The organism is Sphingomonas sp. (genome assembly GCF_004799495.1).
Lineage (GTDB): Bacteria > Pseudomonadota > Alphaproteobacteria > Sphingomonadales > Sphingomonadaceae > Sphingomonas.
The window spans coordinates 149,131-174,137 of record NZ_SSMY01000002.1 but is presented as its reverse complement, the minus strand read 5'-3'; the positions used below and the strand labels follow the sequence as shown (position 1 = coordinate 174,137).

Genomic DNA, 25,007 nt, shown 5'->3' with positions numbered 1-25,007 from the left:
AGTCGCAGAGCGCCCGCAAAATTTTTTTCTAGCACCCCTTGAACCCCTTGCGCGCAAAAATATCTGACCGTCGCCGGACGCGATTTTCGGTCCGGCAGGACCGAGGGCACCGGCTCTCTCCCGGTGCTCCTTGTGCCCAGATTGCTCAAAGGAGGATTTGGATATGAGGACGAATTTCGACTTTGCGCCGTACCGGCGCTCCACCGTGGGCTTCGATCGCTTGTTCGATCTGCTCGAGACCAGCGCCCGTACGGATACCGAAAATTACCCGCCGTTCGACATCGAGCAGCAGGGCGAGGACCAGTACCGCATCACGCTCGCGGTCGCTGGATTCCGGCCCGACGAGATCGAGATCGTAGCGCAGAACAATCAACTGACCGTGAAGGGCGACCGTGCCGAGGAAGGCGACGCCGGACGCTACCTTCATCGCGGGATTGCGACGCGCGCGTTCGAGCGGCGCTTCCAATTGGCCGATTTCATCGTCGTTCAGGATGCGAGCTTCGACAGCGGCCTGTTGCGCATTTCGCTCAAGCGGGAAATCCCCGAGGCGATGAAGCCGCGCAAGATCGAGATCGGGACTGCCGCGCCGGCGGCCAACGACCGGCTCGAGGCGCCGCAGCCAAAGCATAAAGCGGCGTAAAGACTTCGTCCGCCCAGTTTTCACCGGGCGGGCGGATTTCTCACTTGCTCAGAAGGCACGCTCTCCAAGGGCGTGCCGGTGGGCGAATGTCGAACTGTCGAGGTATTCAGAATGTCGGTCCACTTTTGCGGATCGCTTGGCGGTCCCGATGATCTTGTCCATCACCCGCAACTCGAGCCGGAAGTGAAGCGCTCGATACTAGCCTCTTGGGCTTCGGACGCTTTCGCCGTGCGGTCGCAGCCGACGCTGCGCAAGCCGCCCGAACTGCGACATCCGGTGCCGGTCCGTGAGGTCCTTAACGCACTAAAACACCTGGACGCCTGCTAAATATCATCCAGTATCCCATGAACGAACAAAACGTCGGAGCGGCGGGGACGATTCCCCGCCCGATCATCGAGTGTATTGCATCGGGTCGCAAACCGACGGCCCGGGACTTGTGCGCCGTTGCAGACCATATTCATTCAGATCTGCGAGGATGTAACTCCTCGCGTCTTGGTTCGCGGTCTGGTCGCTTGCTAAGCCTGCGAGCAGCGCAGGCGGCCTTGTCGGGATGCGCGACATAGCCTCGTTGTAGGATAGCGCTATTCGGGCGCGCTGTACGCAAGCGGGCTGGAGCGCTATCCGCTGGCGATGGATACGGCATTGGCATGACCCCGCGCGAGCTCCTCGAGGTCGCGAAGATTCCCGGCACCAGCGACGAGCTCCGCCTGTTCCGGCGGGGCGGCGATTTCATGATCGTGCTCGACCGCAACGAGCTGATGAACAGCCGGATGAGCAGGTCCGAAGAGGCGCTCGCCACGATGACGGCGGAGCGGCTGCGCGGCCGCGCGGGGCATTGGCTGATCGGCGGATACGGCATGGGGTTCACGCTGCGCGCGGCGCTCGCGGTGCTCGGCGACGCGGCGCGGGTGACGGTCGCGGAACTGGTGCCCGAGATCATCGGCTGGGCGCGCGGGCCGATGGCCGGGCTGGCGGCGGGGTGCCTCGACGATCGCCGCGTCACTGTCGTGCGCGACGATGTCGCCGCGCTGATCGACGGGGCGCGGGGTGAATACGACGCGATTCTGCTCGACGTCGACAATGGCCCGGACGGCCTGACTCGTGCGAGCAACGGGCGGCTCTATTCGGCGCGCGGGCTCGACGCGGCGCGCGCGGCGCTGGCGCCGGGCGGCGTGCTCGCGACCTGGTCGGCGGCGCCCGACCCGCGCTTTGCCCGGCGGCTGGGCGACGCCGGGTTCGCGGTCGACGAGGTCGTCGTGCGCGCGCGGAGCAACGGCAAGGGGCCGCGCCACGTCATCTGGTTCGCGGCCAGACGCTGAAGTTCTTGATGTCGGCCCGAAACGGGCCTAGCGGCGCGCAATCATGGCCCGGCCCGAACCCTCGCTGCTCGTCTCGATCCACGACGTCTCGCCCAAGTTCGAAGGCGCGGTCGATCGCCTCGCCGACATCGTCTCGCGCGACATGGCGACGCCGGCCTATGCGATGCTCGTCGTCCCCGATCATTGGGGCGACGCGCCGATCCGCGCCGGCACGCCGTTCGCCAGTCGGCTGCGCGCGTGGTCCGATGCCGGGGTCGACATGTTCGTGCACGGCTGGTTCCACCTCGACCGCAGCGAGCATGAAGGCGCGATGGCACGGTTCAAGGCGAAGCGGATGACCGCGGGCGAGGGCGAGTTCCTCGGGCTCGACCATGCCACGGCGCGGGCGCGGATGGCCGACGGGCGCAAGCTGATCGAGGATATCATCGGACGCGCCCCCGTCGGGTTCATCGCGCCCGCCTGGCTCTATGGCGAAGGCGCGCTGCAGGCGCTGAGCGATGAAGGCTTCGCGCTGGCCGAGGATCATATGAAGGTCTGGCGCCCAGCAACCGGCGAGGTCGTCGCACGCGGGCCGGTGATCACCTGGGCCAGCCGCAGCAGGTGGCGGATCGCGTCGTCGCTCGCAGTCGCCGCCGCGGCGCGTGCCGCCTTGCCCAGAAAAGCGTGGATGCGCCTTGCCGTTCATCCTGGAGACACCAACATAGCGTCACTGACCGACAGTATAGCGCGGACGGTCGCCAGCCTGTCGCACGGGGCGCGTTTTGCCCGGTATCGCGAGCTATTGCCGGCCGTGGGGACATGAACGGCCGGTCGTCCAACGGGGAAGGAACGAAGGTAGCGTCCGGATGAACGAGGTGACACAGACCGTACGCGGAGTGGAGGCCGCCGCGGTCGCCGATTGGGCGAAGGGCGCGAGGGATCGCGCCACGGCGCCGTGGCTTCGCTGGGCGGGGCCGATCCTCTCGCTCGCGATCATCGCCGTCGTCGCCGATGCCCTGGGCCGGCGCGATGTGCTGGCGCTGTGGCACATGACTCCGTCCGCGCCCGGCTTCTGGATCGGTGTCGCGGTGTTCCTGTCGATCCAGCCGGTCGCCGATTTCCTGATATTTCGCGGACTATGGCCGTTGCCGCTGGCCGGCTTGGGCGCGCTGTTCCGCAAATCGGCGTCGAACGAACTGCTGTTCGGCTACTCGGGCGAGCTGCAATTCTATTTGTGGGCGCGGCAAAATGCTGCGCTCCCGGGATCGCCGTTCGGCGCGGTGCGCGACGTGGCGGTGATGTCCGCGCTGGTCGGGAACGTGGTTACCATCGCGCTGCTGCTCGGCGCGATCGCGCTGCCGGGCGATCTCGCGTTCGGGTCGATGGAACATTCGATCCTGTGGTCCGCGATCATCCTGGTCGGGTCGTCGATGGCGATCATGCTGTTCCGGAACCGGGTCCTCGCAGTGACGCGTGAACAATTCTGGCGGATCGGCGCGATCCACCTCGTGCGCTCGGTCGCGATGACGCTGATGGTCGGGCTGTTATGGGCGATGGTCGTGCCGGGCGTGTCGCTCGGCTGGTGGCTGTTGCTCGCGGCGGCACGCCAGTTCGTCACGCGGCTGCCGTTCCTGCCCAACAAGGATCTGGTGTTCGCGGGGCTTGCCGCCGGCACGCTCAAGACCGTGCCCAACGTCGCCGAAACGGTGGCGCTGGTGGCCGGCGTGATTTTCGCCGGCCAGGTGCTGATCGGCGTCTCGCTGGCCATCGCCGACCTCGCGCGCGAGGCAACCGCCGGGAAGGAGCGCTGATGCGGATCCTCGACGTCTGCGCATTCTATACGCCCGCCGGCGGCGGGGTTCGCACCTATGTCGAGCGCAAGCTGAAGGCCGGGCCGGTTGCGGGGCACGAGATCGTCATCCTCGCACCGGGTGCCGAAGACGCGGTCACCGAGGTCGCGCCGGGGGCGATCCTCGCGACGATCGCCGCGCCCGAATTCCCGCTCGACCGCAACTATCGCTATTTCGACGACGAGGCGCGCCTACACGCCGCACTCGATCGCTGGCAGCCCGACCTGGTCGAGGTCGCCTCGCCCTGGACGAGTGCCGCGATGGTCGGGCGATGGCAGGGCGCCGCGCCGCGCGCGCTGATCATGCATTGCGATTTCCTGTCGGCCTATCCCTACCGCTGGCTGCAGGGGCTGATGTCGCAGCAAACGATCGATCGGCGGATGGACTGGTATTGGCGCCATCTGCGGCGGCTCAATCGCCAGTTCGATTTTGTGGTCAGCGCGAGCGACGATTTGACGCAGCGCTTGCGCGCGGGCGGCGTGGATCGGGCACTGACGCTCCCGATGGGGGTCGAACCGGGAATTTTCTCGCCCACGCACCGCGACCCGGCGGTGCGCGCGGCGCTACTCGACCAATGCGGGCTGGGCGAGGATGCGACGCTTCTGGTCGGGCTCGGCCGGATGGCGCCCGAAAAGCGCTGGCCGATGGTATGCGAGGCGGTGCTGGCGGCGGGGTCGAGCCATGCGGTCGGGCTCGTCCTGTTCGGCGCGGGACGCGACCGCGCGCGGATCGTGCGCGCCAGCCGCGGGTCGCCGCACATCGTCGTCGCGCCGCCGATCGCCGACCGCGCTGAACTGGCGACGATGCTGGCGAGCGGCGATGCGCTGATCCACGGCTGCGAGGCGGAGACGTTCTGCATGGTTGCGGCCGAAGGCGCGGCGAGCGGGCTGCCGTTGATCCTGCCCGACCGTGGCGGCGCGAGCGATCATCACCGACCGGGCTGCGGCGCGCGCTATGCCGCGTGCGACGTGCGCGACATGGCGCGGGTGCTGACCGAGTTCCTCGCCGGCGACATGACCGCGGCGGCCACGCGCAGCGTTGCGCGCGCCTCGAGCGTGCGGACGATGGACGCGCATTTCGACGAAATGTTCGCGCTCTATGCCGGCAGCGTGTCGCGCCAGACCGCGGCCTGATGCCGCTTGTCGGCGACGGTCGCCGGTGCCACGACTGACGCGATGAAGGTCCCCGGCGCTCCCGTCTTCTACGATCCTTCGGGCCGCCGCCGCCGCCGTTTCGCGCTTGGTGTCGCCGCGTTCGTCGCGCTTCTCTTGTTGGCGACGACGGTGTTCGCGGCGTCGATCGGTCTCGTGCCAGTCCAGCCGCTGCTGCCTGTCGCCAACGAACGTGGCCCGCAGGCGCTGACGCCGCCGCACGACACGTTGTTCAAGCGCACCCGCCGGACGATCGATTGGTACGCGCGGCGCCTGACCGGCGAGACTCGCGCCAGGACGGCGAAGGACGCCGGCAATGTGCCGCTCGCGATCGGCTTCCACACGCCGTGGGAAAAGGAGAGCGGCGATTCGCTGCGCCGCCACATCGACGATCTCGACTGGGTCATCCCCGGCTGGGTGCAGGTGACGGGTCCCAACCACCATATCACGATCGACGCCGATCCGGTCGGGCGGCAGGTGATCAACGCGGCGACACGCCGGCCGCTGATCCTGCCGATGATCCAGAACGCGCTGAATGCGAAATGGGACGTGCCCGGCACGGTCGCGCTGCTCCACGATCCCCGGCAGCGCAAGGCGTTCCTCGACTGGCTCGAGCCATGGCTGGCGGCGAACCACGCCGGCGGCGCATTCTTCGATTTCGAGCAGCTCCCGCCGAGCGCGCAGGCCGACTATCTGGCGTTCCTGAACGAAGCGAACACGCGGTTCGACAAGCACAATTGGCTGATTGCGATGGCGGTTCCGGTCGGCGAGCCCGCCTGGAACGTGTCGGCCTATGCGAAGATCGTCGATCGCGTGTTTCTGATGGCGTATGACGAGCACGAGACCACCAGCGACCCCGGGCCCGTCGCATCGCAGGCGTGGTTCGCGCGGTCGATCGCCGACGCGGCGCGGGGCGTGCCCGCATCGAAGCTAGTCGTGGCGATCGGCAATTACGGGTACGACTGGACGATCGGCAGCAAGGACCCCGGCGCCAATAGCGCCGTGACGGTCGAGGAAGCATGGCAGTCGGCGCGCGACTCCGACGCGATGCCGGCATTCGACAAGGCGAGCGGCAATTCGGGCTTCGCGTACGAGGAGGACGATGGCAGCAAGCACGTCGTCTGGTTCCTCGATGCCGCGTCTGCGTACAACCAGATCGCCTTCCTGCGCCGCGCGGGAATCGGCGGCGTCGCGCTGTGGCGGCTCGGTGCGGAGGATCCAGGCCTGTGGTCGATCTTCGGGCGGTCGCACGCGCAACTGCCGCCGGCCTCGACGATCGAGCCGATCCCCCCCGGTACCGAGCGGCAGATTGAGGGCCGTGGCGAGATATTGCGGATCGTGGCGACGCCGGCGCCTGGCCACCGTCGCGTCACGACCGCAAAGGACGGTACGATCGCCGATGTCGCGTTCGACGCCTTGCCCAGCCAGTTCCTGATCCGCCGCGACGGCGCCCGCCCGAAGGAAGTCGCGCTGACCTTCGACGACGGCCCCGACCCCGACTGGACGCCGCAGATCCTCGATGTGCTCAAGAAATACCAGGTCGCCGCGACGTTCTTCATCGTCGGCGAGAATGCGCTGACCGAGCGCCACTTGCTCGAACGCATCGTCGCCGAAGGGCATGAAGTCGGCAGCCACACCTACACCCACCCCAATCTCGCCGGCGCGTCGGAGACCGATACCGACATCCAGCTCAACGCGACGCAGCGATTGTTCCAGGCGTTCACCGGCCGCTCGCTCAAATTCTTCCGCGCGCCCTATTTCGGCGATGCGGAGCCGACCACGGCGGACGAACTGGGACCGGTGCTGCGCGCGCAGGAGCACGGTTACATCTCGGTCGGCCTCCACGTCGACGCCGAAGATTGGCAGCGCCCGGGCGTCCAGGCGATCGTCGACAATGTCGTGAACGGCGTGACCAAGAACGACACCGGCTGCGAAGACGGCGACGACAGCGCGTGCAGCCACAATATCGTGCTGCTCCACGACGCGGGCGGCGACCGCGCGCAGACGGTGGAGGCGTTGCCGATCATCATCGAGCGGTTGCGCGCGCTGGGCTACACCTTCGTTCCGGTCTCGCAGCTCGCCGGCTTGTCGCGCGATCAGGCGATGCCGCCGATTTCGCCGAGCGACCGGCGCGCGGCGGAAGTCGATTTGTTCCTATTCGGCACACTCGGCGCGATCGTCATCGGCCTCGGCTGGCTGTTCGTGTTCGCGATCTCGATCGGCATTTTGCGCGCGGTGCTGCTGTCGGCGCTCGCGCTGATCCAGGCGCGGCGCGAGTTGCGCACGGTGTTCCCCGCGATCGACCCGGCCCGCTTCGTTACGGTGATGATTCCCGCGTTCAACGAGGAAGCGGTGATCGAACGGTCGGTGCGCACCGTGCTCGCCTCGACCGACGTGCAGATCGAAGTGATAGTGATCGACGACGGGTCGAAGGACCGCACGAGCGCGATCGTCGCGGCCGCGTTCGCCGACGAGCCGCGCGTGCGGCTGCTGACGCTCGAAAACGGCGGCAAGGCGCGCGCGCTCAACCAGGGTCTGGCACTGGCCAAGGGCGAGATCGTCATCGCGCTCGACGCCGACACGCAGTTCGAACCGACCACGATTGCGCGGCTCGCGCGGTGGTTCGCCGACCCCAGGATCGGCGCGGTCGCGGGCAACGCCAAGGTGGGAAACCGCGTCAACCTCGTCACCCGCTGGCAGGCGCTCGAATATATCACGGCGCAAAACCTCGAGCGCCGCGCGCTGTCGAGCCTCAACGCGATGATGGTCGTCCCCGGCGCGGTCGGCGCGTGGCGGCTGGCGGCGATCCGCGAGGTCGGCGGTTACCCGCACGACACGCTCGCCGAGGACCAGGACCTGACGATCGCGATCCAGCGCGCCGGCTGGCGCGTCACCTACGATCAATATGCCGTCGCCTGGACCGAAAGCCCGGAGACGTTCCGCGGGCTCGCCAAGCAACGCTTCCGCTGGGCGTACGGCACGCTGCAATGCCTGTGGAAGCACGGCCGGATCGTGGCGACCGGGCGACCGCGCGGGCTGGCATGGATCGGCGTGCCGCAGGCGGTCCTGTTCCAGGTAGTTCTCGCCGCGATCAGCCCGATCATCGACTTGGCTCTCATCATCAGCATCGTCACGACCTGGCTCTCGATCGAGGCGCACGGCTGGGCGCAGACGCAGACCAGCCTCGACAAGATGTTCACCTATTGGCTGATTTTCACCGCGATCGACCTGCTCTCCGCGATCGTCGCCTTCGCGCTCGAACGCCGCGCGAAATGGCGGCTGCTGTGGCTGCTGATCCCGCAGCGCATAGGATACCGCCAGATCATGTATTACGTCGTGCTCAAGGCGCTCACCCAGGCGCTGCGCGGGCCGAGCGTGGGATGGGGCAAGCTGCAGCGCACGGGGCGGGTTGAGGCGCGCTAGGCCGCGACGGCTGCGCGGTGTATGCGCGGGTCATGCATAGTCTCACGCGCCGTCTCCTGATTGCCGGACTGGCTGCGCTCGTGCTGGGCGCTGCGCCGCCACCGCGCGCGCCGCTGGTACTGGCGGCGGCGAGCTTGCAGGAATCGCTCGATGCCGCTGCTGACCAATGGGCGAAGGCGGGGCATTCGCGCCCGGTGATCTCCTTCGCCGCGTCGTCGGCGCTGGCGCGGCAGGTCGAGGCGGGGGCGCCGGCCGATCTGTTCGTGTCGGCTGATGAAGAATGGATGGACGCGCTGGCGGCGAAGCGGCTGATCGCGCCGGGCACGCGCGCCGACCTGGTCGGCAACCGGCTGGTCGTGGCGGAGCCGTCTGGGCGGCGGACGGTAGTGCCGCTCAACGGGGCGAAGCTGGCGCGGCTGCTCGGGAGCGGCCCGCTGGCGATGGCCGACCCCGACAGCGTGCCGGCGGGCAAGTACGGCAAGGCGGCGCTGACCAAGCTCGGCGCGTGGGACGCCGTTGCGCCGCACGTCGTGCGCGCGGAGAATGTGCGTGCGGCGCTGGCACTGGTGGAGCGCGGCGCGGCGTCGTTCGGGATCGTGTACCTGACCGACGCCAAAGCCTCGGCAAAAGTGCGCGTTGCCGGCGTGTTTCCGGCGGCCAGCCACCCGCCGATCGTGTATCCGGTCGCGCGACTCGCCGGATCGACCAATCCGCAGGGGGAGGGCTTTCGCCGCTTCCTGCTCTCGCCGAGCGGCCGTGCGATCTTTACGCGGTTCGGCTTTACCGCACCGGGGAGGCCACGCTGACCCCGGCGGAATGGGGCATCGTCGCCTTGTCGCTCAAGGTTGGGCTAGTGGCGACGGTGGCGATGTTGCCGCTCGCGTTCGCGCTGGCGTGGTTTCTCGCGCGGGCGAAGGTGCCGGGCAAGATCCTGATCGAGGCGATCGTTTATCTGCCACTCGTCGTCCCGCCGGTAGTGACCGGCTGGATGTTGTTGCTGGCGTTCGCGCCGTCGGGGCCACTGGGAGCACTGAGCAACCATGTGCTGTTCAAATGGACCGGCGCGGCGATCGCCGCGGGCGTGATGGCGCTGCCGCTGATGGTGCGCGCGATGCGATTGTCGATCGAGGCGGTCGACCGGCGGCTGGAGGGCGCGGCGCGGACGCTGGGGGCGGGGCGCTGGCGCGTGTTTCGCACGATCACGCTGCCACTTAGCCTGCCGGGCGTGCTGGCCGGGACCGTGCTCGGCTTCGCGCGCTCACTGGGCGAGTTCGGCGCAACCATCACCTTCGTGTCGAACGTGCCGGGGCAGACGCGGACGCTGCCGCTGGCGATCTATGCCGCGCTCCAGCGCCCCGACGGCGACGCGATCGCGCTGCGGCTGGCGGCGTTGTCGGTGCTGATCGCGTTGGCGGCGCTGATCGCCTCCGAGCTGCTGGCGCGGCGGATGCGCGCCGGGATGATCCATGGCGTTTGACCTCGATCTGGCGAAGCGGCTGGGCGACGTGGATATCGCGCTCCGGCTGGAGGCGGGGGAGGGCATCACCGTGCTGTTCGGCCCATCGGGCGTCGGCAAGACGAGCGTGCTCAACATGGTCGCGGGATTGCTGGCGCCCGATCGTGGGCACGTCCGCGTCGGCGGCATCACCTTGTTCGACGATGCGACCGACGTGCCCGTCCACCGCCGCCGGGCGGGGTATGTCTTTCAGGGGTCGCGGCTGTTCCCGCACATGCGTGTCGCTGCGAACCTGCGGTACGCCGGCGCGCGCGAGACGATGATCGACGCGGTCGCGCAACTGCTCGATATCGCGCATCTGATGGATCGCTGGCCGCGCACGCTGTCGGGCGGCGAGGCGAAGCGCGTCGCGATCGGCCGCGCGCTATTGAGTGATCCGGCGTTCCTGCTGCTCGACGAGCCCACCGCTTCGCTCGACCGCGCGCGCGCCGGAGAGGTCGAGCATGCGATTCGCGATGTGCGCGACGAGCTCGGCCTGCCGATCCTGATGGTCACCCACGACCGCGCCGAGGCCGAGCGGCTGGCGACGCGGATCGTCGAAATGGCGCGGTAGCGGTCAACGAAAAACCGCCGCCCGGGCATCCCCGGACGGCGGTCTTTCTTGTTCGGCGTGAGCGCCCGAACGATCCCAATCACTCGGTCTCGTTCAGATACTCACCGGCGGCTTCGTCGCTGCCGTCGCCCGACGGGACAACCGCCGCCAGCGCATCGCTGCCGGTGTCGTCGGCGACGTCACGCAGCTTTTCCGCGGCGCGCTCTTCCTCGGCCGAGTTCGGCGCGATCAGCGCTTCCTGCAGCGCGCGCTGCTGGACGCGCAGCGCGGCGTCGCGGCTGGAAGCGGCGACACGCAGGCGGTTCATGCCCGCGCCGGTCCCGGCGGGGATGAGACGGCCGACGATGACGTTCTCCTTGAGCCCGATCAGCGTGTCCTGCTTGCCCTGGACCGCCGCCTCGGTGAGGACGCGGGTGGTTTCCTGGAACGACGCCGCCGAGATGAAGCTGCGGGTCTGCAGCGACGCCTTGGTGATGCCGAGCAGGACGGGCTTGCCCTCCGCCTTCTTCTGCTTCTTGTCGAGCTTGTCGTTGATCTCGTCCATCTCGGCGCGATCGACCTGTTCGCCGGCCAGCAGCGTGGTGTCGCCGCCGTCGGTGATCTCGACCTTCTGCAGCATCTGGCGAACGATCACCTCGATGTGCTTATCGTTGATCTTCACGCCCTGGAGTCGATAGACTTCCTGGATTTCCGACACGAGATATTCCGCGAGCGGCTCGATCCCGAGCACCTCGAGAATGTCGTGCGGATCGGGCGAGCCGCCGATCAGATTATCGCCGCGCTTGACGTAGTCGCCTTCCTGAACGTCGATCACCTTCGACTTCGGGATCAGATACTCCACGACCTCGCCGCCGTCCTCGGGCTGAATCCCGATCTTGCGCTTGGCCTTATAGTCCTTGCCGAACACGACGCGGCCCGAGACCTTCGCGATGATCGCGTTTTCCTTGGGCTTGCGCGCTTCGAACAGCTCGGCGACGCGCGGCAGACCGCCCGTGATGTCGCGGGTCTTGGCGGACTCGCGAGCGACACGTGCGACGACGTCGCCGGCCTGGACCGTGGCATTGTCGTCGACCGACAACACCGCGCCCGGCGCCAGCATGTAGCGCGCGGCCTCGCTCGAATCCGAGCCGGTCAGGGTCATGCGCGGGCGCAGATCCTCCTTGCTCTTGGCCGTCGCGCGGTTCTCGGTCACGACGCGCTGGGCGATGCCGGTGGCTTCGTCGGTGACTTCCGTCATCGTCTTGCCCTCGATCAGGTCGACATACTTCACCGTGCCGCCCGTTTCCGTGATCACCGGCATGGTGAACGGATCCCATTCGGCCATGCGGTCGCCCTTGGTCACGATGTGACCGTCGTCGAACATCACGTACGCGCCGTACGGGATACGATCGACCGCGAGCTCGCGGCCGTCGATGTCCTTGATCGCGATCTCGCCCGACCGGCTCAGCACGACGCGGCGGCCGCGCTGGTCCACGATGATGCGCAGGTCGCGGAACTCGACCGTGCCGTCGGCATGCGCCTCCAGGTTCGAGGTCTCGTTGAGCTGCGCCGCACCGCCGATGTGGAAGGTGCGCATCGTCAGCTGCGTGCCCGGCTCGCCGATCGACTGCGCCGCGATCACGCCGACCGCTTCGCCGATGTTGACCGGGGTACCGCGCGCGAGGTCACGGCCGTAGCATTTGCCGCACACGCCGATCTTGGCCTCGCAAACGAGCGGGCTGCGGATCTTCATCCCCTGGATGCCGATGCCCTCGATCGTCGTGATCATCGCCTCGTCGAGCAAGGTGCCCGACGGGATGACGACCTTGCCGTCCTTGTCGATCACGTCCTCGGCCGTGGTGCGGCCCAGGATGCGCTCGCCGAGCGAGGCGATCACGCTGCCGCCCTGCACGATCGCGCGCATTTCGAGCATGCGCTCGGTGCCGCAATCGTCCTCCATCACGACGCAGTCCTGCGACACGTCGACCAGGCGACGAGTGAGGTAGCCCGAATTCGCCGTCTTCAACGCGGTATCCGCGAGACCCTTGCGGGCACCGTGGGTCGAGTTGAAATATTCGAGGACGGTCAAGCCTTCCTTGAAGTTCGAGATGATCGGCGTCTCGATGATCTCGCCCGACGGCTTGGCCATCAGGCCGCGCATGCCGGCGAGCTGCTTGATCTGCGCCTGCGAACCGCGGGCACCCGAGTGCGCCATCATGTAGATCGAGTTGATCGGCTTCTCGCGGCCGGCGTTGGGGCCGTCCTCGAACTTCTTGACCGCCTTGATCTCGTTCATCATCGCGTTGGCCACCTGGTCACCGCAGCGGCTCCAGGCGTCGATCACCTTGTTATACTTCTCCTGCTGCGTGATCAGGCCGTCCTGATACTGCTGCTCGAAGTCCTTCACCTGGTCGCGCGTCTCGTCGACCAAGGCCTCCTTCTCGGCCGGGATGATCATGTCGTCCTTGCCGAACGAGATGCCGGCGCGGAACGCGTGGCGGAAACCGAGCGCCATGATCGCGTCGGCGAACAGCACGGTCTCCTTCTGGCCGGTGTGACGATAGACCTCGTCGATGACGTCGGTGACGTCCTTCTTGGTCAGCAGGCGGTTGACCGTTTCAAACGGCACCTTGTGCGATTTGGGCAGCGTTTCGCCCAGCAACATGCGGCCCGGCGTGGTTTCGAACCGCTTCATGTGCTCGACACCGCTTTCGTCGGTCTGCGGCACGCGGCTCGTGATCTTGGTGTGCAGGGTCACGGCGCCGGCGTTGAGTGCCTGGTGCACCTCGGTCATGTCGGACAGCAGCATGCCCTCGCCGGGCTCGCCTTCCTTCATCATCGACAGGTAATAGAGGCCGAGCACCATGTCCTGCGACGGCACGATGATCGGCTTGCCGTTGGCGGGGCTGAGGATGTTGTTGGTCGACATCATCAGGACGCGCGCTTCCAGCTGCGCCTCGAGGCTCAGCGGCACGTGCACGGCCATCTGGTCACCGTCGAAGTCGGCGTTGAACGCCGAGCAGACCAGCGGGTGCAATTGGATCGCCTTGCCTTCGATCAGCACGGGCTCGAACGCCTGGATGCCGAGGCGGTGGAGCGTCGGCGCGCGGTTCAGCAGCACAGGATGCTCGCGGATGACTTCATCCAGGATGTCCCAGACTTCCTTGCGCTCCTTCTCGACCCACTTCTTGGCCTGCTTGAGCGTCATCGACAGACCCTTGGCGTCGAGACGCGCGTAGATGAACGGCTTGAACAGCTCGAGCGCCATCTTCTTCGGCAGGCCGCACTGATGCAGCTTGAGCTCCGGCCCGGTCACGATGACCGAGCGGCCCGAATAGTCGACGCGCTTGCCGAGTAGGTTCTGGCGGAAGCGGCCCTGCTTGCCCTTGAGCATGTCCGAGAGCGACTTGAGCGGACGCTTGTTGGCACCCGTTATCGTGCGGCCGCGGCGGCCGTTGTCGAACAGGGCGTCGACGGCCTCCTGCAGCATGCGCTTCTCGTTGCGGACGATGATGTCCGGCGCGCGCAGCTCCATCAGGCGCTTCAGGCGGTTGTTGCGGTTGATCACGCGGCGATACAGGTCGTTCAGATCCGACGTAGCGAAGCGGCCGCCGTCGAGCGGCACCAGCGGGCGCAGTTCGGGCGGGATGACCGGCACGACCTCGAGGATCATCCATTCGGGCTTGTTGCCCGAATCGATGAAGCTCTCGACCACCTTCAGCCGCTTGATGATCTTCTTGGGCTTCAGCTCGGACTTGGTGACCGCGAGCTCGTCGAGCAGCGCGGTGCGCTCGCCTTCGAGGTCGAGGTTCTCGAGCATGATGCGCACGGCCTCGGCGCCGATCCCGGCGGTGAAGGCGTCCTCACCATATTCGTCCTGCGCCGACAGCAGTTCGTCCTCGGTCAGCAACTGGTAGCGCTCGAGCGGGGTCACGCCCGGCTCGATCACGATATAGGCTTCGAAGTAGAGCACGCGCTCGAGCTGCTTGAGCTGCATGTCGAGCAACAGGCCGATGCGGCTCGGCAGCGACTTCAGGAACCAGATGTGCGCGACCGGCGCGGCGAGCTCGATATGGCCCATCCGCTCGCGGCGGACCTTCGAGACGGTGACCTCGACGCCGCACTTTTCGCAGACGATGCCCTTGTACTTCATGCGCTTGTACTTGCCGCACAGGCACTCGTAATCCTTGATCGGACCGAAGATGCGCGCGCAGAACAGGCCGTCACGCTCGGGCTTGAACGTGCGGTAGTTGATCGTCTCGGGCTTCTTGATCTCGCCGAACGACCACGACCGGATGCGGTCGGGGGACGCGATGCCGATCTGGATCTGGTCGAAGGTCTCCGGCTTGGCCACCGGGTTCGCGAAGTTGGTCAGTTCGTTCATTTTCAACTCCAATTCCCCTCCCGTTTACGGGAGGGGCTAGGGGAGGGCATGTCATTGTCGGGAAGGGTCGTGGCCCACAGGCCCTCCCCCGACCCCTCCCGCAAGCGGGAGGGGAGAAGATCGACTATTCCGCCGCGATCGCGACACCGTCCGAATCCACGCCGGGCTCGTCGTTCTTGAGCTCGACGTTGAGACCCAGCGAGCGCATTTCCTTGACGAGCACGTTGAAGCTTTCCGGGATGCCGGCCTCGAACGTGTCGTCGCCCTTGACGATCGCCTCGTAGACCTTGGTGCGGCCGACCACATCGTCGGACTTCACCGTCAGCATTTCCTGCAAGGTGTAGGCGGCGCCGTAGGCCTGCAAGGCCCAGACCTCCATTTCGCCGAAGCGCTGGCCGCCGAACTGCGCCTTGCCGCCCAGCGGCTGCTGGGTGACGAGCGAGTAAGGCCCGATCGAGCGTGCGTGGATCTTGTCGTCGACCAAATGGTGGAGCTTGAGCATGTAGATGATGCCCACGGTCACCTTGCGGTCGAACTGATCGCCGGTGCGGCCGTCGAACAGGTCCGACTGGCCCGACGTGTCGAGTCCCGCGAGCGTCAGCATCGCCGACACGTCCGCTTCGTGCGCGCCGTCGAACACCGGGGTGCCCATCGGAACGCCCGGGGTCAGGTTCTGCGCCAGCTCGACGATTTCCTCACCCGACCGCGCATCGATCTCCTTGGCGTAGTGATCGCCGTAGATTTCCTTCAGGCGATCCTTGACCGCGGACGGCATCGCGCCAGCCTTCGGCTCCGGATTGGCATCGCGCCACTCCTCGAGCTGCTGACCGAGCTGCTGTCCGAGCTGACGCGCGGCCCAGCCGAGGTGCGTTTCGAAGATCTGCCCGACGTTCATGCGGCTCGGCACGCCCAGCGGGTTGAGCACGATGTCGACCGGCGTCCCGTCGGCGAGGAACGGCATGTCCTCCGCCGGCAAGATGCGGCTGATGACGCCCTTGTTGCCGTGACGGCCGGCCATCTTGTCGCCCGGCTGCAGCTTGCGCTTCACCGCGACGAAGACCTTGACCATCTTGAGCACGCCCGGGGGCAGCTCGTCGCCGCGCTCGAGCTTCTCGCGGCGATCGACGAACTTGTCGTTGATCACCTTCGCGGCGTCGTCATACTGCGCCTTGACCGCTTCGAGGTTCGACTGAACCTTGTCGTCGGCGACGGCGAACTTCCACCATTCGTGGCGGTCGACCTGATCGAGCAGGTCCTGATCGATTGTCGCGCCCTTCTTGAGGCCCTTCGGCGTCGCGGTGGCGGTCTGGCCGATCAGCATCTCGCGCAGGCGCGACCAGGTCGCGCGGTTGAGGATCGTGCGCTCGTCGTCCGAGTCCTTCTTCAGGCGCTCGATCTCCTCGCGCTCGATCGCCATCGCGCGCTCGTCCTTGTCGATGCCGTGGCGGTTGAACACGCGGACCTCGACCACCGTGCCGGCGACGCCCGGGGGCAGTCGCAGCGAGGTGTCGCGAACGTCCGACGCCTTCTCGCCGAAGATCGCGCGGAGCAGCTTTTCCTCCGGCGTCATCGGCGATTCGCCCTTCGGCGTGATCTTGCCGGCGAGGATGTCGCCCGGCTCGACCTCGGCACCGATGTACACGATCCCCGCCTCGTCGAGGTTGCGCAAAGCTTCCTCGCCGACGTTCGGGATGTCGCGGGTGATGTCCTCCGGCCCGAGCTTGGTATCGCGGGCCATGACCTCGAACTCCTCGATATGGATCGAGGTGAAGACGTCGTCCTTGACGATACGCTCGCTGATGAGGATCGAATCCTCATAATTGTAGCCGTTCCACGGCATGAACGCGACGAGCGCGTTGCGGCCGAGCGCCAGCTCGCCGAACTCGGTCGACGGGCCGTCGGCGATCACGTCGCCGACGTTGACCACGTCGCCCACCTTCACCAGCGGACGCTGGTTGATGCAGGTGTTCTGGTTCGAACGCTGGAACTTCATCAGCGTATAGATATCGACGCCCGACTTGCCGGCCTCGACCTCACCCGTCGCGCGGACCACGATGCGGCTCGCGTCGACCTGGTCGACGATCCCCGAACGCTTCGCGGAGATCGCCGCGCCCGAATCGCGCGCCACGGTCTCTTCCATGCCGGTGCCGACGAATGGCGCCTCGGCGCGCACCAGCGGCACCGCCTGGCGCTGCATGTTCGATCCCATCAGCGCGCGGTTGGCGTCGTCGTTCTCCAGGAAGGGGATCAGCGACGCCGCGACCGAAACGAGCTGCTTCGGCGACACGTCCATCAGCGTGACGTTCTCGGGCAGCGCCATCAGGAATTCGCCCGCCTGACGCGCCGAAATCAGCTCCTCGGTGAACTTGCCGTTCTTGTCGAGGTCGGCGTTGGCCTGCGCGATCGTGTGCTTGGCCTCTTCCATGGCGGAGAGATACACGACTTCGTCGGTCACCTTGTGGTCGACGACCTTGCGGTACGGCGTCTCGATGAAGCCGTACTTGTTGACGCGGCTGAACGAGGCGAGGCTGTTGATCAGGCCGATGTTCGGGCCTTCCGGCGTTTCGATGGGGCAGATGCGGCCATAGTGCGTCGGATGGACGTCGCGGACTTCGAAGCCCGCGCGCTCGCGGGTGAGGCCGCCCGGCCCGAGCGCCGAAACGCGACGCTTGTGCGTCACTTCGGAGAGCGGGTTGGTCTGGTCCATGAACTGCGACAGCTGCGACGAGCCGAAGAACTCGCGCACCGCGGCGACCGCGGGCTTCGCATTGATCAGGTCGTTGGGCATGACGGTCGAGACGTCGACCGACGACATGCGCTCCTTGACCGCACGCTCCATGCGCAGCAGGCCGACGCGATACTGATTCTCGAGCAGTTCGCCGACTGAGCGCACGCGGCGGTTGCCGAGGTTGTCGATGTCGTCGATCTCGCCCTTGCCGTCCTTCAGGTCGACGAGCGTCTTGACCACCGCGAGGATATCCTCGGTGCGGAGCGTCGTGACGGTGTCCTCGGCGTCGAGGTCGAGGCGCATGTTGAGCTTGACGCGGCCCACCGCCGACAAATCGTAGCGGTCGGGGTCGAAGAACAGGCCCGCGAACAAAGCTTCGGCGGTCTCGAGCGTCGGCGGCTCGCCGGGGCGCATCACGCGATAGATGTCGGACAGCGCTTGCTCGCGCTCCTCGGCCTTGTCGGCCTTGAGCGTGTTGCGGATCCAAGGGCCCGTTGTGACATGGTCGATGTCGAGCAGTTCGATCCGGTCGATCCCGGCCTTGTCGAGCTTTTCGAGGTTCTCGGCCGATACTTCGTCGCCCGCCTCGATGTAGATCTCGCCGGTCTTCTCGTTGATCAAATCATAGGCGCTGTAGCGGCCGAAGATTTCCTCCGTCGGGATCAGCAGCGTCTCGAGCCCGTCCTTCTGCGCCTTGTTGGCGGCGCGCGGGGACACCTTCTGGCCTGCCGGGAAGATCACTTCGCCCGACTTGGCGTCGACGATGTCGAACAGCGGCTTCTGCCCGCGCCAGTTCTCGACCGCGAACGGGATCTGCCAGCCACCCTGGCCGCGCACGTAGGTCACGCGGTTGTAGAACTGGTTGAGGATTTCCTCCGAGTTGAGGCCGAGCGCGTAAAGCAGCGCGGTGACCGGCAGCTTGCGCTTGCGGTCGATGCGGACGTTGACGATGTCCTTGGCGTCGAATTCGAAATCGAGCCACGACCCGCGGTACGGGATCACACGCGCGGCGAAGAGATACTTGCCCGAGGCGTGGGTCTTGCCGCGGTCATGGTCGAACAGCACGCCCGGCGACCGGTGCATCTGCGACACGATGACGCGCTCGGTGCCGTTGATGATGAACGTGCCGTTCTGCGTCATGAGCGGCATGTCGCCCATGTAAACGTCCTGCTCCTTGATATCGAGCACCGAGCGGGCATCGGTATCGGCGTCCACTTCGAACACGATCAGGCGCAGCGTGACGCGCATCGGCGCGGCGTAGGTGATCCCGCGCTGGCGGCATTCGTCGGTGTCGAACTTGGGCGGTTCGAGCTCGTAATTGACGAAGTCGAGCTCGGCGGTGCCGGCGAAATCGCGGATCGGGAACACGCTGCGTAGCGTCTTCTCCAGGCCCGAGACGTACCCGATCGACGGATCGGAGCGCAGGAACTGTTCGTACGATTCGCGCTGAACCTCGATCAGGTTCGGCATCTGCACCACTTCGTGGATGTTACCGAACACCTTGCGGATGCGCCGCTTCGCGGTGCCGCCCGAGCCATTGCCCGTGATCGCCTTGGTCGCCATGTGGGATTTCGCCTCTTGAAGCCGTCATGTCATGCCCGGTGTCCACCGGGCGGGCACGCCACGACGCAAAAAAGCCGCTCATCCGAACTCTCGTTTTTCAGCGAAAGTGGACGTGCAGCTTCTTGGCGTCGTGTGAACCACAATCCCCAATTCGTGCCGACACGGTGCGCGACGCCGCGTCATTTCCCGAAGATCGTGGTGGAGGCGGCGATATAGGGGGCATGTTGGAAAGTGTCAAACCTGCCCGAGAAGAATCGACAAAAAAGTCAACGAAAAATTGGTCGGCATTTATCGCTTCAAATCAAACAATTAACCGTTTCGTTGACGGTGAAGCGAAATCGGGCATGCGACGAAAAGGGGAACAAGACTCGGGTTCCCATCATTGTTGACCCGTCATGAAACAGCAATTCGTCCCCCGCTTCGCCCGCGCCGTCGCGCCGCTTCTGTGCGCCACCGCGTTCATCGCCACCCCCGCTTTCGCGCAGGAAACGCCGGCCGCGCCGCCGGTCGTGGTAACCCCGCCGCAGACCGCCACGGTGCCGCCGCCGCCGGTGGTCGCTACTATTCCAGACGCCGCGACCACGCCGGCGCAGCCCGCCGCCGCGCCCGCGCCGCGTACCGCGACGCGCTCGACCGTGACGCGCAGCACGACTCGCACGACGACCGCCCGTCCGGCGCCCGTCCGCGCGGCCGGTCCTGCCGCGCCGGTCGTCGCCGCGCCTGCGCCCCAGCCCGCGACGCCGCCCGCGGAGCCAGCCGCGACTCAGCCTGCCGCGCCGGTTGCCGCTGCGCCCGCCGCGCCGGCGCCTGTCGCGGATACGACCAAGACGCAATCGACGACTACGACCACCACGCCGCTCTGGGTCTGGGCAGGTGGCGCGCTGGCCGTGCTGGCGCTCCTGCTCGTCGGCGTGTTCGCGCTTCGCCGCCGTCGCGTCGAGGAAACCTATTATGATGACGAGCCGTACGTCGAGGACACGTATGTCGAGCCCGTCGCCGCGGCGCCGGTCGTCGAGCCGCTCCCCGTCGCCGCGGTCGCGCCGCGCAAGGAGCCGGAATTCCTCCGCCGCACCGAGACGGCTGCTGCGATCGAGCCGGTCGCCGTCGCGCCCGACGAAGTGAAGATGGTCGAGCCCGCCGCCGACGAGGTTGCCGACCTCACCGCTGGCACCGCGCCGGTCGCCGAGCGTCCGTGGCTCGAGTTCGCGATGCGTCCGGTCCGCGCCGGCACCAACGTAGACGAGGCGCTGGTCGAGATCGAGCTGACCGTCGGCAACGCCGGATCGGTATCGGCGAAGGACGTCCGCATCTCGACCTTCCTGCTTTCGAGCGACCCCAACGGGTCGGAGATGGAGCGTATCCTGATCGATCCGCCGGCCGACGCGACCACCGATCCGGTGACGATCGAGCCGGGCGAAGGCAAGCGCATCGACGCTACACTGGCGCTTCTCAAGGCCGATATGGGCGAGGATCTCCCCGCTTCGTTCCGCCCGATCGTCGTCGCCGATGCCCGTTACACGCTGGCCGACGGCAGCGAGGGCCGCACCTCGGCCTCGTTCGAGATCGGCGTGACGCCCGAGGAAGGCGAGGGGCTCGACCCGATCGAGCTGAGCCGTGCCTCGATGCACGATAATGTCGGCGCGGAATTGCACGGCCAGCCGCAGCACGCCTGAGCGCCGTTGATCCAACGCAAGGGCCCGCATCGGCAACCGCCGGTGCGGGCCTTCGCACGACTACGACCGGATTGGCCGTTGATACGCGCCGCGCGAGCGGGCTATGGGAACGCCATCTTTCCAGCGAGTAACGCTTAACCCATGCCCCAACGGTCGGCAGTCTCACCGCTCGGCGGCACCCACTCTCGCGCGCTCAACATCCTCGCGCTCGTCACCGATGCCTACGGCGGGCACGGCGGCATCGCGAAACAATCGCGCGACGTGCTCGAGGCGATGTGCGCCGACCCCGATGTGGCGCGCGTCGTGGCATTGCCGCGCGCGGCCGATCATCCGCTCCAGCCGATGCCGGACAAACTGGTGTTCGACACCGCGGCGGCCGGGGGGATGATGCGCTACGTCGCGGCGATGATGCGGCATCTCGTCGCCGGGCCGAAGTTCGACCTGATCTATTGCGCGCATCTCAACCTGCTGCCGCTGGCGCGGATCGCGGCGCGCCTGTCGCGCGCGCCGTCGGTCGCCTGCCTGCACGGCCTCGAAGCCTGGACGCCGCACAAGCGCGGCTGGTCGCGGCACGCGGCGCGCAACACCGACCTCGTCATGTCGGTCAGCCAGCTGACGCTCGACCGCTTTCGGCAATGGTGCCCGGTGCCGCTCGACCGCTGCGTGGTGGTGCCCAACGCAGTAGATCTCGGCGATTTCGCGATGACCGCGCGCGACGAGGCGCTGGCGCAGCGGCTCGGGCTGGCCGGGCGCACGGTGATCATGACGCTAGGCCGGATGGATGCCGGCGAGCAGGCCAAGGGGTTCGACCGAGTCATCGCGGCGCTCCCGCGCGTCATGCGACAGCAGCCCGACATCGCGTACCTGATCGTCGGGCGCGGTGACGACCGCCCGCGGCTGGAGGCATTGGCGGCGGCGAACGGCGTCGCCGACCGCGTCGTGTTCGCCGGCGAAATCGCCGAAGCGGACAAGGTCGCCTATTACAACCTCGCCGACGCCTATGTGATGCCGAGCGTCGCGGAAGGGTTCGGGCTGGTCTTCCTCGAAGCGCTGGCATGCGGGCTGCCGTGCGTCGCGAGCGATTTCGACGGCGGGCGCGAGGCGTTGCGCGAAGGCAAATACGGCCAGCTGATCGACCCGTTCGACGCGGATGCGCTGGAGGGGGCGATCCTCAAGGCGGTGGCGACGCCGCGCGGCGTGCCCGCCGATCTCGACTATTTCGGCGTTGCAAACTTCCGGCCGCGCATCGCGGCGATGCTGCGTCAGGCGCTATCGCTTCCGCGAAACTGAGAACAGCATCGATCCGCGCTTCGCCGCCATCGCGCGCAGCCGTTCGGTCGAGAACAGCTTGAGCAGCGGCATGCGGAGCTGGCGGGGCAGCGGGACCGCGTCGGCATCCTGGCCCTTCAGCGCCATCACCGTGTCGGTGAAGAACAGCGACAGTAGGTCGCGCCAATTGTCCTTGGTGTAGAAGCGCGCGGTGAAGCCGTCGGCGTCGCGCCACAGCATCTCGTCAATGTTCCGCCCGCGCCAGAAACCGAACATGTATTTGGCGAGCGTGATGTACGCCGACATGCCGTCGAGCGCGTAGACCATGATCCGCGCCTCGCCGCCGGGCTTGAGCACCCGGGCGATCTCCGACAGCACGCGCGTCGTGTTCGAACTGTGGTGGATTACGCCCCACGACCAGACCAGATCGAACGTCGCGTCGGGAAATTCGAGCTTCTCCGCGTCCATCTGGCGCACGTCGCCGGGAAGCCCGCGCAACGCGAGCCGCTTGGTCGTCGCCATTGCCGAGGTCGGGGAAATGTCGATCGAGGTGAGCTTGGCGCCGGCCTTGAGCAGCATCTCGCTGTGCATGCCCATGCCGCAGCCGATCTCGAGCACGCGCTTGCCCGCGAGAGTGCCGAGATCCATCAGCTCGACGAACGGATTGTCGGCGGGGGAGAACAGCCGCGCGCCGAACAGGAAGCGGCGATCGATATCGTCGAACCACGGATCGGAAAAAGGCTCGCCGGGCGCCTTCGACTTCCAGTCGTAGCTCATCGTATTGTCGGTCCACCATTCCTGGTTGCCGGCCTGACGCTCCGCCTGGTCGATCGCGACGAGATCCGCATTCGTCTTCTTGTCGTCGATACTCGTCATCACACGCGGCCCCTTCAGTCGAGCGCGCCATAGCCCGCGGCGTCGCGCGACGGCAACCGCCCCATTGCGTCGCGGTGCCCTAGCGTCCTAGGACGCCGCATCCCTTCCCCCGAGGAGTCGCACCCGCATGATCAGGAAGTTGGCGCTTCTGCCGCTCGTCGCCTTGGCCTTCACCCCCGTGCTCGCGCAGGAAACGCCGCAGATATGGCCGCCGAACGGCAACGACGTTCCCGCCAAGTTCACCCCGCCGCCGCCGGCCAACGCCGACTACATCAAGCGCGAAGTGATGATCCCGATGCGCGACGGGACCAAGCTCTACACCGTCATCGTCGTCCCCAAGGGCGCGACCAACGCGCCGATCGTGCTGACGCGCACGCCGTACAACGCTGCGGGCCGCGCCAGACGGTCGGACAGCGCGTCGATGCTCGCCGCGCTCCCACTGGCGGACGAGATCTTCGTCCGCAACGGCTATATCCGCGTCTACCAGGACATCCGTGGCAAGTACGGTTCGGAGGGCGGTTACGTCACGACGCGCCCCGTCGTCGGTCCGCTGAACCCGACCAAGGTCGACCACACGACCGATGCGTACGACACGATCGACTGGCTGGTGAACAAGGCGAACCTGCCCGAATCGAACAGCAAGGTCGGGATGATCGGGTCGTCGTACGAGGGCTTGACCGTGGTCATGGCGCTGCTCAACCCGCACCCCGCGCTCAAGGTCGCGGCGCCGCAGAGCCCGATGGTCGACGGCTGGATGGGCGACGACTGGTTCCATTACGGCGCATTCCGCCTCGCCAACATCGCATGGCTCGGGGCGCAGACCGGATACAAGGGCGACGGCAAGGCGCCCCCGACCGGCGGATACGACGATTACGATAATTTCCGTGAGGGGTCGGCGGGCGAGTGGGCCAAGAAGTCGGGGTACGACCAGCTCCCGTACTGGAACCGCATGTCGGCGCACCCGGCGTACGATGCCTTCTGGTCGGGCCAGGCGCTCGACACGCTGCTCGCGAAGAACCCCTCCAACGTGCCGACGATCTGGGAACAGGGTCTGTGGGACCAGGAGGATATGTGGGGCGCGATCCACAGCTATGAGGCGCTCACCCGCGTCGGCAAGACCGGCAACAACTTCATCGTGATGGGCCCGTGGCGGCACAGCCAGATCAACCGCACGGGATATGAGCTCGGCCCGTTCAAGTGGAACGGCGACACCGCCGCGCAGTATCGCGAGGACATGATACTGCCGTTCTTCAACGAGTATCTGAAGGACGGCCCGGCGGTGACGCCGCCCGCGGCGACGATCTACAACACCGGCGAGAACCATTGGGACCGTTTCAGCGAATGGCCGCTGGCGTGTCAGCAGGGGTGTCCGTCACCGCTTACCGCGATCAATCTCGGCGCCGATGGCGGGCTCGGGTTCGGCCCGCAGGCCGACGGCGGCGACAGTTACGTCTCCGATCCCGCCAAGCCGGTCCCGCATCTGCCGCGCCCGGTCAATTTCAACGACGGGCGCTGGGGCGACTGGCTGGTGCAGGACCAGCGCAGTTACGATGGCCGCCCCGACGTGATGACCTATGAGACGCCGGTGCTGGACAAGGCGGTGCGCGTATCGGGAGTGCCGATGGCCGATCTGTTCGCCAAGACGACCGGCACCGACGGCGATTTCGTGGTCAAGGTGATCGACGTCTTCCCGCAGGACAATCCGGCGGACCCGAAGATGGGCGGGTATCAGCTCGCGATCAGTCTCGACATCTTCCGGGGGCGCTATCGCCAGAGCTTCAGCAACCCCTCACTGATCCCCGCGGGCAAGGTGCAGGAATACAAGTTCCGCCTGCCCGCGGTGAACCATGTGTTCCAGCCGGGGCACCGCATCATGGTGCAGGTCCAGTCAACCCTGTTCCCGCTCTATGACCGCAATCCGCAGAAATACGTGCCGAACATCTTCTTCGCGCAGAAGAGCGATTACCAGAAGGCAACGGTGACGATCATGCGTGGCGGAACGACGCCGAGCAGGGTGTGGCTGCCCGTCGTACCGCTCGCCCCGCCGCAATTGTTGCGCTAGGGCGACCGGTCGCCGCTGTTGGCGGCGGTTCAGGTAGAAGTT

At 66.8% G+C, this 25,007-nt stretch carries 15 protein-coding genes; 12 read left to right on the top strand and 3 right to left on the bottom strand.

Annotation, left to right across the window (positions count from 1 at the left end; genetic code table 11):
* The first annotated feature begins 163 nt into the window (after positions 1–163).
* The 9 genes from E7773_RS02055 to E7773_RS02010 all read left to right on the top strand — a co-directional run bounded on the left by E7773_RS02055 (position 164) and on the right by E7773_RS02010 (position 10,431).
* Positions 164–640: an Hsp20 family protein gene (locus tag E7773_RS02055; RefSeq protein WP_293987475.1), complete on the top strand. Its 477-nt coding sequence runs from the start codon at positions 164–166 to the stop codon at positions 638–640.
* A gap of 647 nt (positions 641–1,287) precedes the next feature.
* Positions 1,288–1,959 (top strand): spermidine synthase, encoded by a 672-nt coding sequence (locus E7773_RS02045; RefSeq protein ID WP_293987471.1) that lies wholly within the window; start codon positions 1,288–1,290, stop codon positions 1,957–1,959.
* A gap of 43 nt (positions 1,960–2,002) precedes the next feature.
* Positions 2,003–2,761: a DUF2334 domain-containing protein gene (locus tag E7773_RS02040; protein ID WP_293987469.1), complete on the top strand. Its 759-nt coding sequence runs from the start codon at positions 2,003–2,005 to the stop codon at positions 2,759–2,761.
* A 43-nt stretch (positions 2,762–2,804) separates the two neighbouring features.
* Positions 2,805–3,749: a hypothetical protein gene (locus tag E7773_RS02035; RefSeq protein ID WP_293987467.1), complete on the top strand. Its 945-nt coding sequence runs from the start codon at positions 2,805–2,807 to the stop codon at positions 3,747–3,749.
* Positions 3,749–4,921: a glycosyltransferase gene (locus E7773_RS02030; RefSeq protein WP_293987464.1), complete on the top strand. Its 1,173-nt coding sequence runs from the start codon at positions 3,749–3,751 to the stop codon at positions 4,919–4,921. The genes E7773_RS02035 and E7773_RS02030 overlap by 1 nt, the downstream gene beginning before the upstream one ends.
* Before the next feature lie 42 nt (positions 4,922–4,963).
* Entirely contained in the window at positions 4,964–8,362 is a 3,399-nt protein-coding gene (locus E7773_RS02025; protein ID WP_293987462.1) for a glycosyltransferase, read from the top strand.
* Positions 8,363–8,394: 32 nt separating this feature from the next.
* A complete protein-coding gene (modA, locus tag E7773_RS02020) occupies positions 8,395–9,168 on the top strand; it encodes a molybdate ABC transporter substrate-binding protein (protein ID WP_293987460.1) in 774 nt (257 codons plus the stop codon).
* 26 nt (positions 9,169–9,194) lie between these two features.
* Positions 9,195–9,839, top strand: coding sequence for a molybdate ABC transporter permease subunit (gene modB, locus E7773_RS02015; protein WP_293987458.1), 645 nt, complete (start codon positions 9,195–9,197; stop codon positions 9,837–9,839).
* Positions 9,829–10,431, top strand: coding sequence for an ATP-binding cassette domain-containing protein (locus E7773_RS02010; protein ID WP_293987456.1), 603 nt, complete (start codon positions 9,829–9,831; stop codon positions 10,429–10,431). The genes modB and E7773_RS02010 overlap by 11 nt, the downstream gene beginning before the upstream one ends.
* Before the next feature lie 79 nt (positions 10,432–10,510).
* On the opposite strand, the gene rpoC is transcribed toward E7773_RS02010, so the two are convergent.
* Positions 10,511–14,794, bottom strand: coding sequence for a DNA-directed RNA polymerase subunit beta' (gene rpoC, locus E7773_RS02005; RefSeq protein ID WP_293987454.1), 4,284 nt, complete (start codon positions 14,792–14,794; stop codon positions 10,511–10,513).
* Positions 14,795–14,918: 124 nt separating this feature from the next.
* A complete protein-coding gene (rpoB, locus tag E7773_RS02000) occupies positions 14,919–19,085 on the bottom strand; it encodes a DNA-directed RNA polymerase subunit beta (RefSeq protein WP_293987452.1) in 4,167 nt (1,388 codons plus the stop codon).
* Between the two features lie 395 nt (positions 19,086–19,480).
* Here rpoB and E7773_RS01995 point away from each other — a divergent pair, with 395 nt between their 5' ends.
* Complete coding sequence (locus E7773_RS01995) at positions 19,481–20,758, top strand: hypothetical protein (protein WP_293987449.1); 1,278 nt, start codon at positions 19,481–19,483, stop codon at positions 20,756–20,758.
* A 141-nt stretch (positions 20,759–20,899) separates the two neighbouring features.
* Positions 20,900–22,048, top strand: coding sequence for a glycosyltransferase family 4 protein (locus E7773_RS01990; RefSeq protein ID WP_293987447.1), 1,149 nt, complete (start codon positions 20,900–20,902; stop codon positions 22,046–22,048).
* Here the strand turns inward: E7773_RS01990 and E7773_RS01985 are convergent.
* Positions 22,028–22,903 (bottom strand): class I SAM-dependent methyltransferase, encoded by an 876-nt coding sequence (locus E7773_RS01985; RefSeq protein WP_293987445.1) that lies wholly within the window; start codon positions 22,901–22,903, stop codon positions 22,028–22,030. The genes E7773_RS01990 and E7773_RS01985 overlap by 21 nt on opposite strands.
* 127 nt (positions 22,904–23,030) lie before the next feature.
* Here E7773_RS01985 and E7773_RS01980 point away from each other — a divergent pair, with 127 nt between their 5' ends.
* Complete coding sequence (locus E7773_RS01980) at positions 23,031–24,965, top strand: CocE/NonD family hydrolase (protein WP_293987443.1); 1,935 nt, start codon at positions 23,031–23,033, stop codon at positions 24,963–24,965.
* Positions 24,966–25,007 lie beyond the last annotated feature (42 nt).

Excerpts from the sequence above, each read along its gene's own strand:
- E7773_RS02030 (WP_293987464.1), top strand. The coding sequence starts at position 3,749 with ATGCGGATCCTCGACGTCTGCGCATTCTATACGCCCGCCGGCGGCGGG.
- E7773_RS01985 (WP_293987445.1), bottom strand. The coding sequence starts at position 22,903 with ATGACGAGTATCGACGACAAGAAGACGAATGCGGATCTCGTCGCGATC.
- E7773_RS02025 (WP_293987462.1), top strand. The coding sequence starts at position 4,964 with ATGAAGGTCCCCGGCGCTCCCGTCTTCTACGATCCTTCGGGCCGCCGC.
- E7773_RS01990 (WP_293987447.1), top strand. The coding sequence starts at position 20,900 with ATGCCCCAACGGTCGGCAGTCTCACCGCTCGGCGGCACCCACTCTCGC.
- rpoB (WP_293987452.1), bottom strand. The coding sequence starts at position 19,085 with ATGGCGACCAAGGCGATCACGGGCAATGGCTCGGGCGGCACCGCGAAG.
- E7773_RS01995 (WP_293987449.1), top strand. The coding sequence starts at position 19,481 with ATGAAACAGCAATTCGTCCCCCGCTTCGCCCGCGCCGTCGCGCCGCTT.
- E7773_RS02040 (WP_293987469.1), top strand. The coding sequence starts at position 2,003 with ATGGCCCGGCCCGAACCCTCGCTGCTCGTCTCGATCCACGACGTCTCG.
- E7773_RS02010 (WP_293987456.1), top strand. The coding sequence starts at position 9,829 with ATGGCGTTTGACCTCGATCTGGCGAAGCGGCTGGGCGACGTGGATATC.
- E7773_RS01980 (WP_293987443.1), top strand. The coding sequence starts at position 23,031 with ATGATCAGGAAGTTGGCGCTTCTGCCGCTCGTCGCCTTGGCCTTCACC.
- modA (WP_293987460.1), top strand. The coding sequence starts at position 8,395 with ATGCATAGTCTCACGCGCCGTCTCCTGATTGCCGGACTGGCTGCGCTC.
- E7773_RS02055 (WP_293987475.1), top strand. The coding sequence starts at position 164 with ATGAGGACGAATTTCGACTTTGCGCCGTACCGGCGCTCCACCGTGGGC.
- E7773_RS02045 (WP_293987471.1), top strand. The coding sequence starts at position 1,288 with ATGACCCCGCGCGAGCTCCTCGAGGTCGCGAAGATTCCCGGCACCAGC.
- E7773_RS02035 (WP_293987467.1), top strand. The coding sequence starts at position 2,805 with ATGAACGAGGTGACACAGACCGTACGCGGAGTGGAGGCCGCCGCGGTC.
- rpoC (WP_293987454.1), bottom strand. The coding sequence starts at position 14,794 with ATGAACGAACTGACCAACTTCGCGAACCCGGTGGCCAAGCCGGAGACC.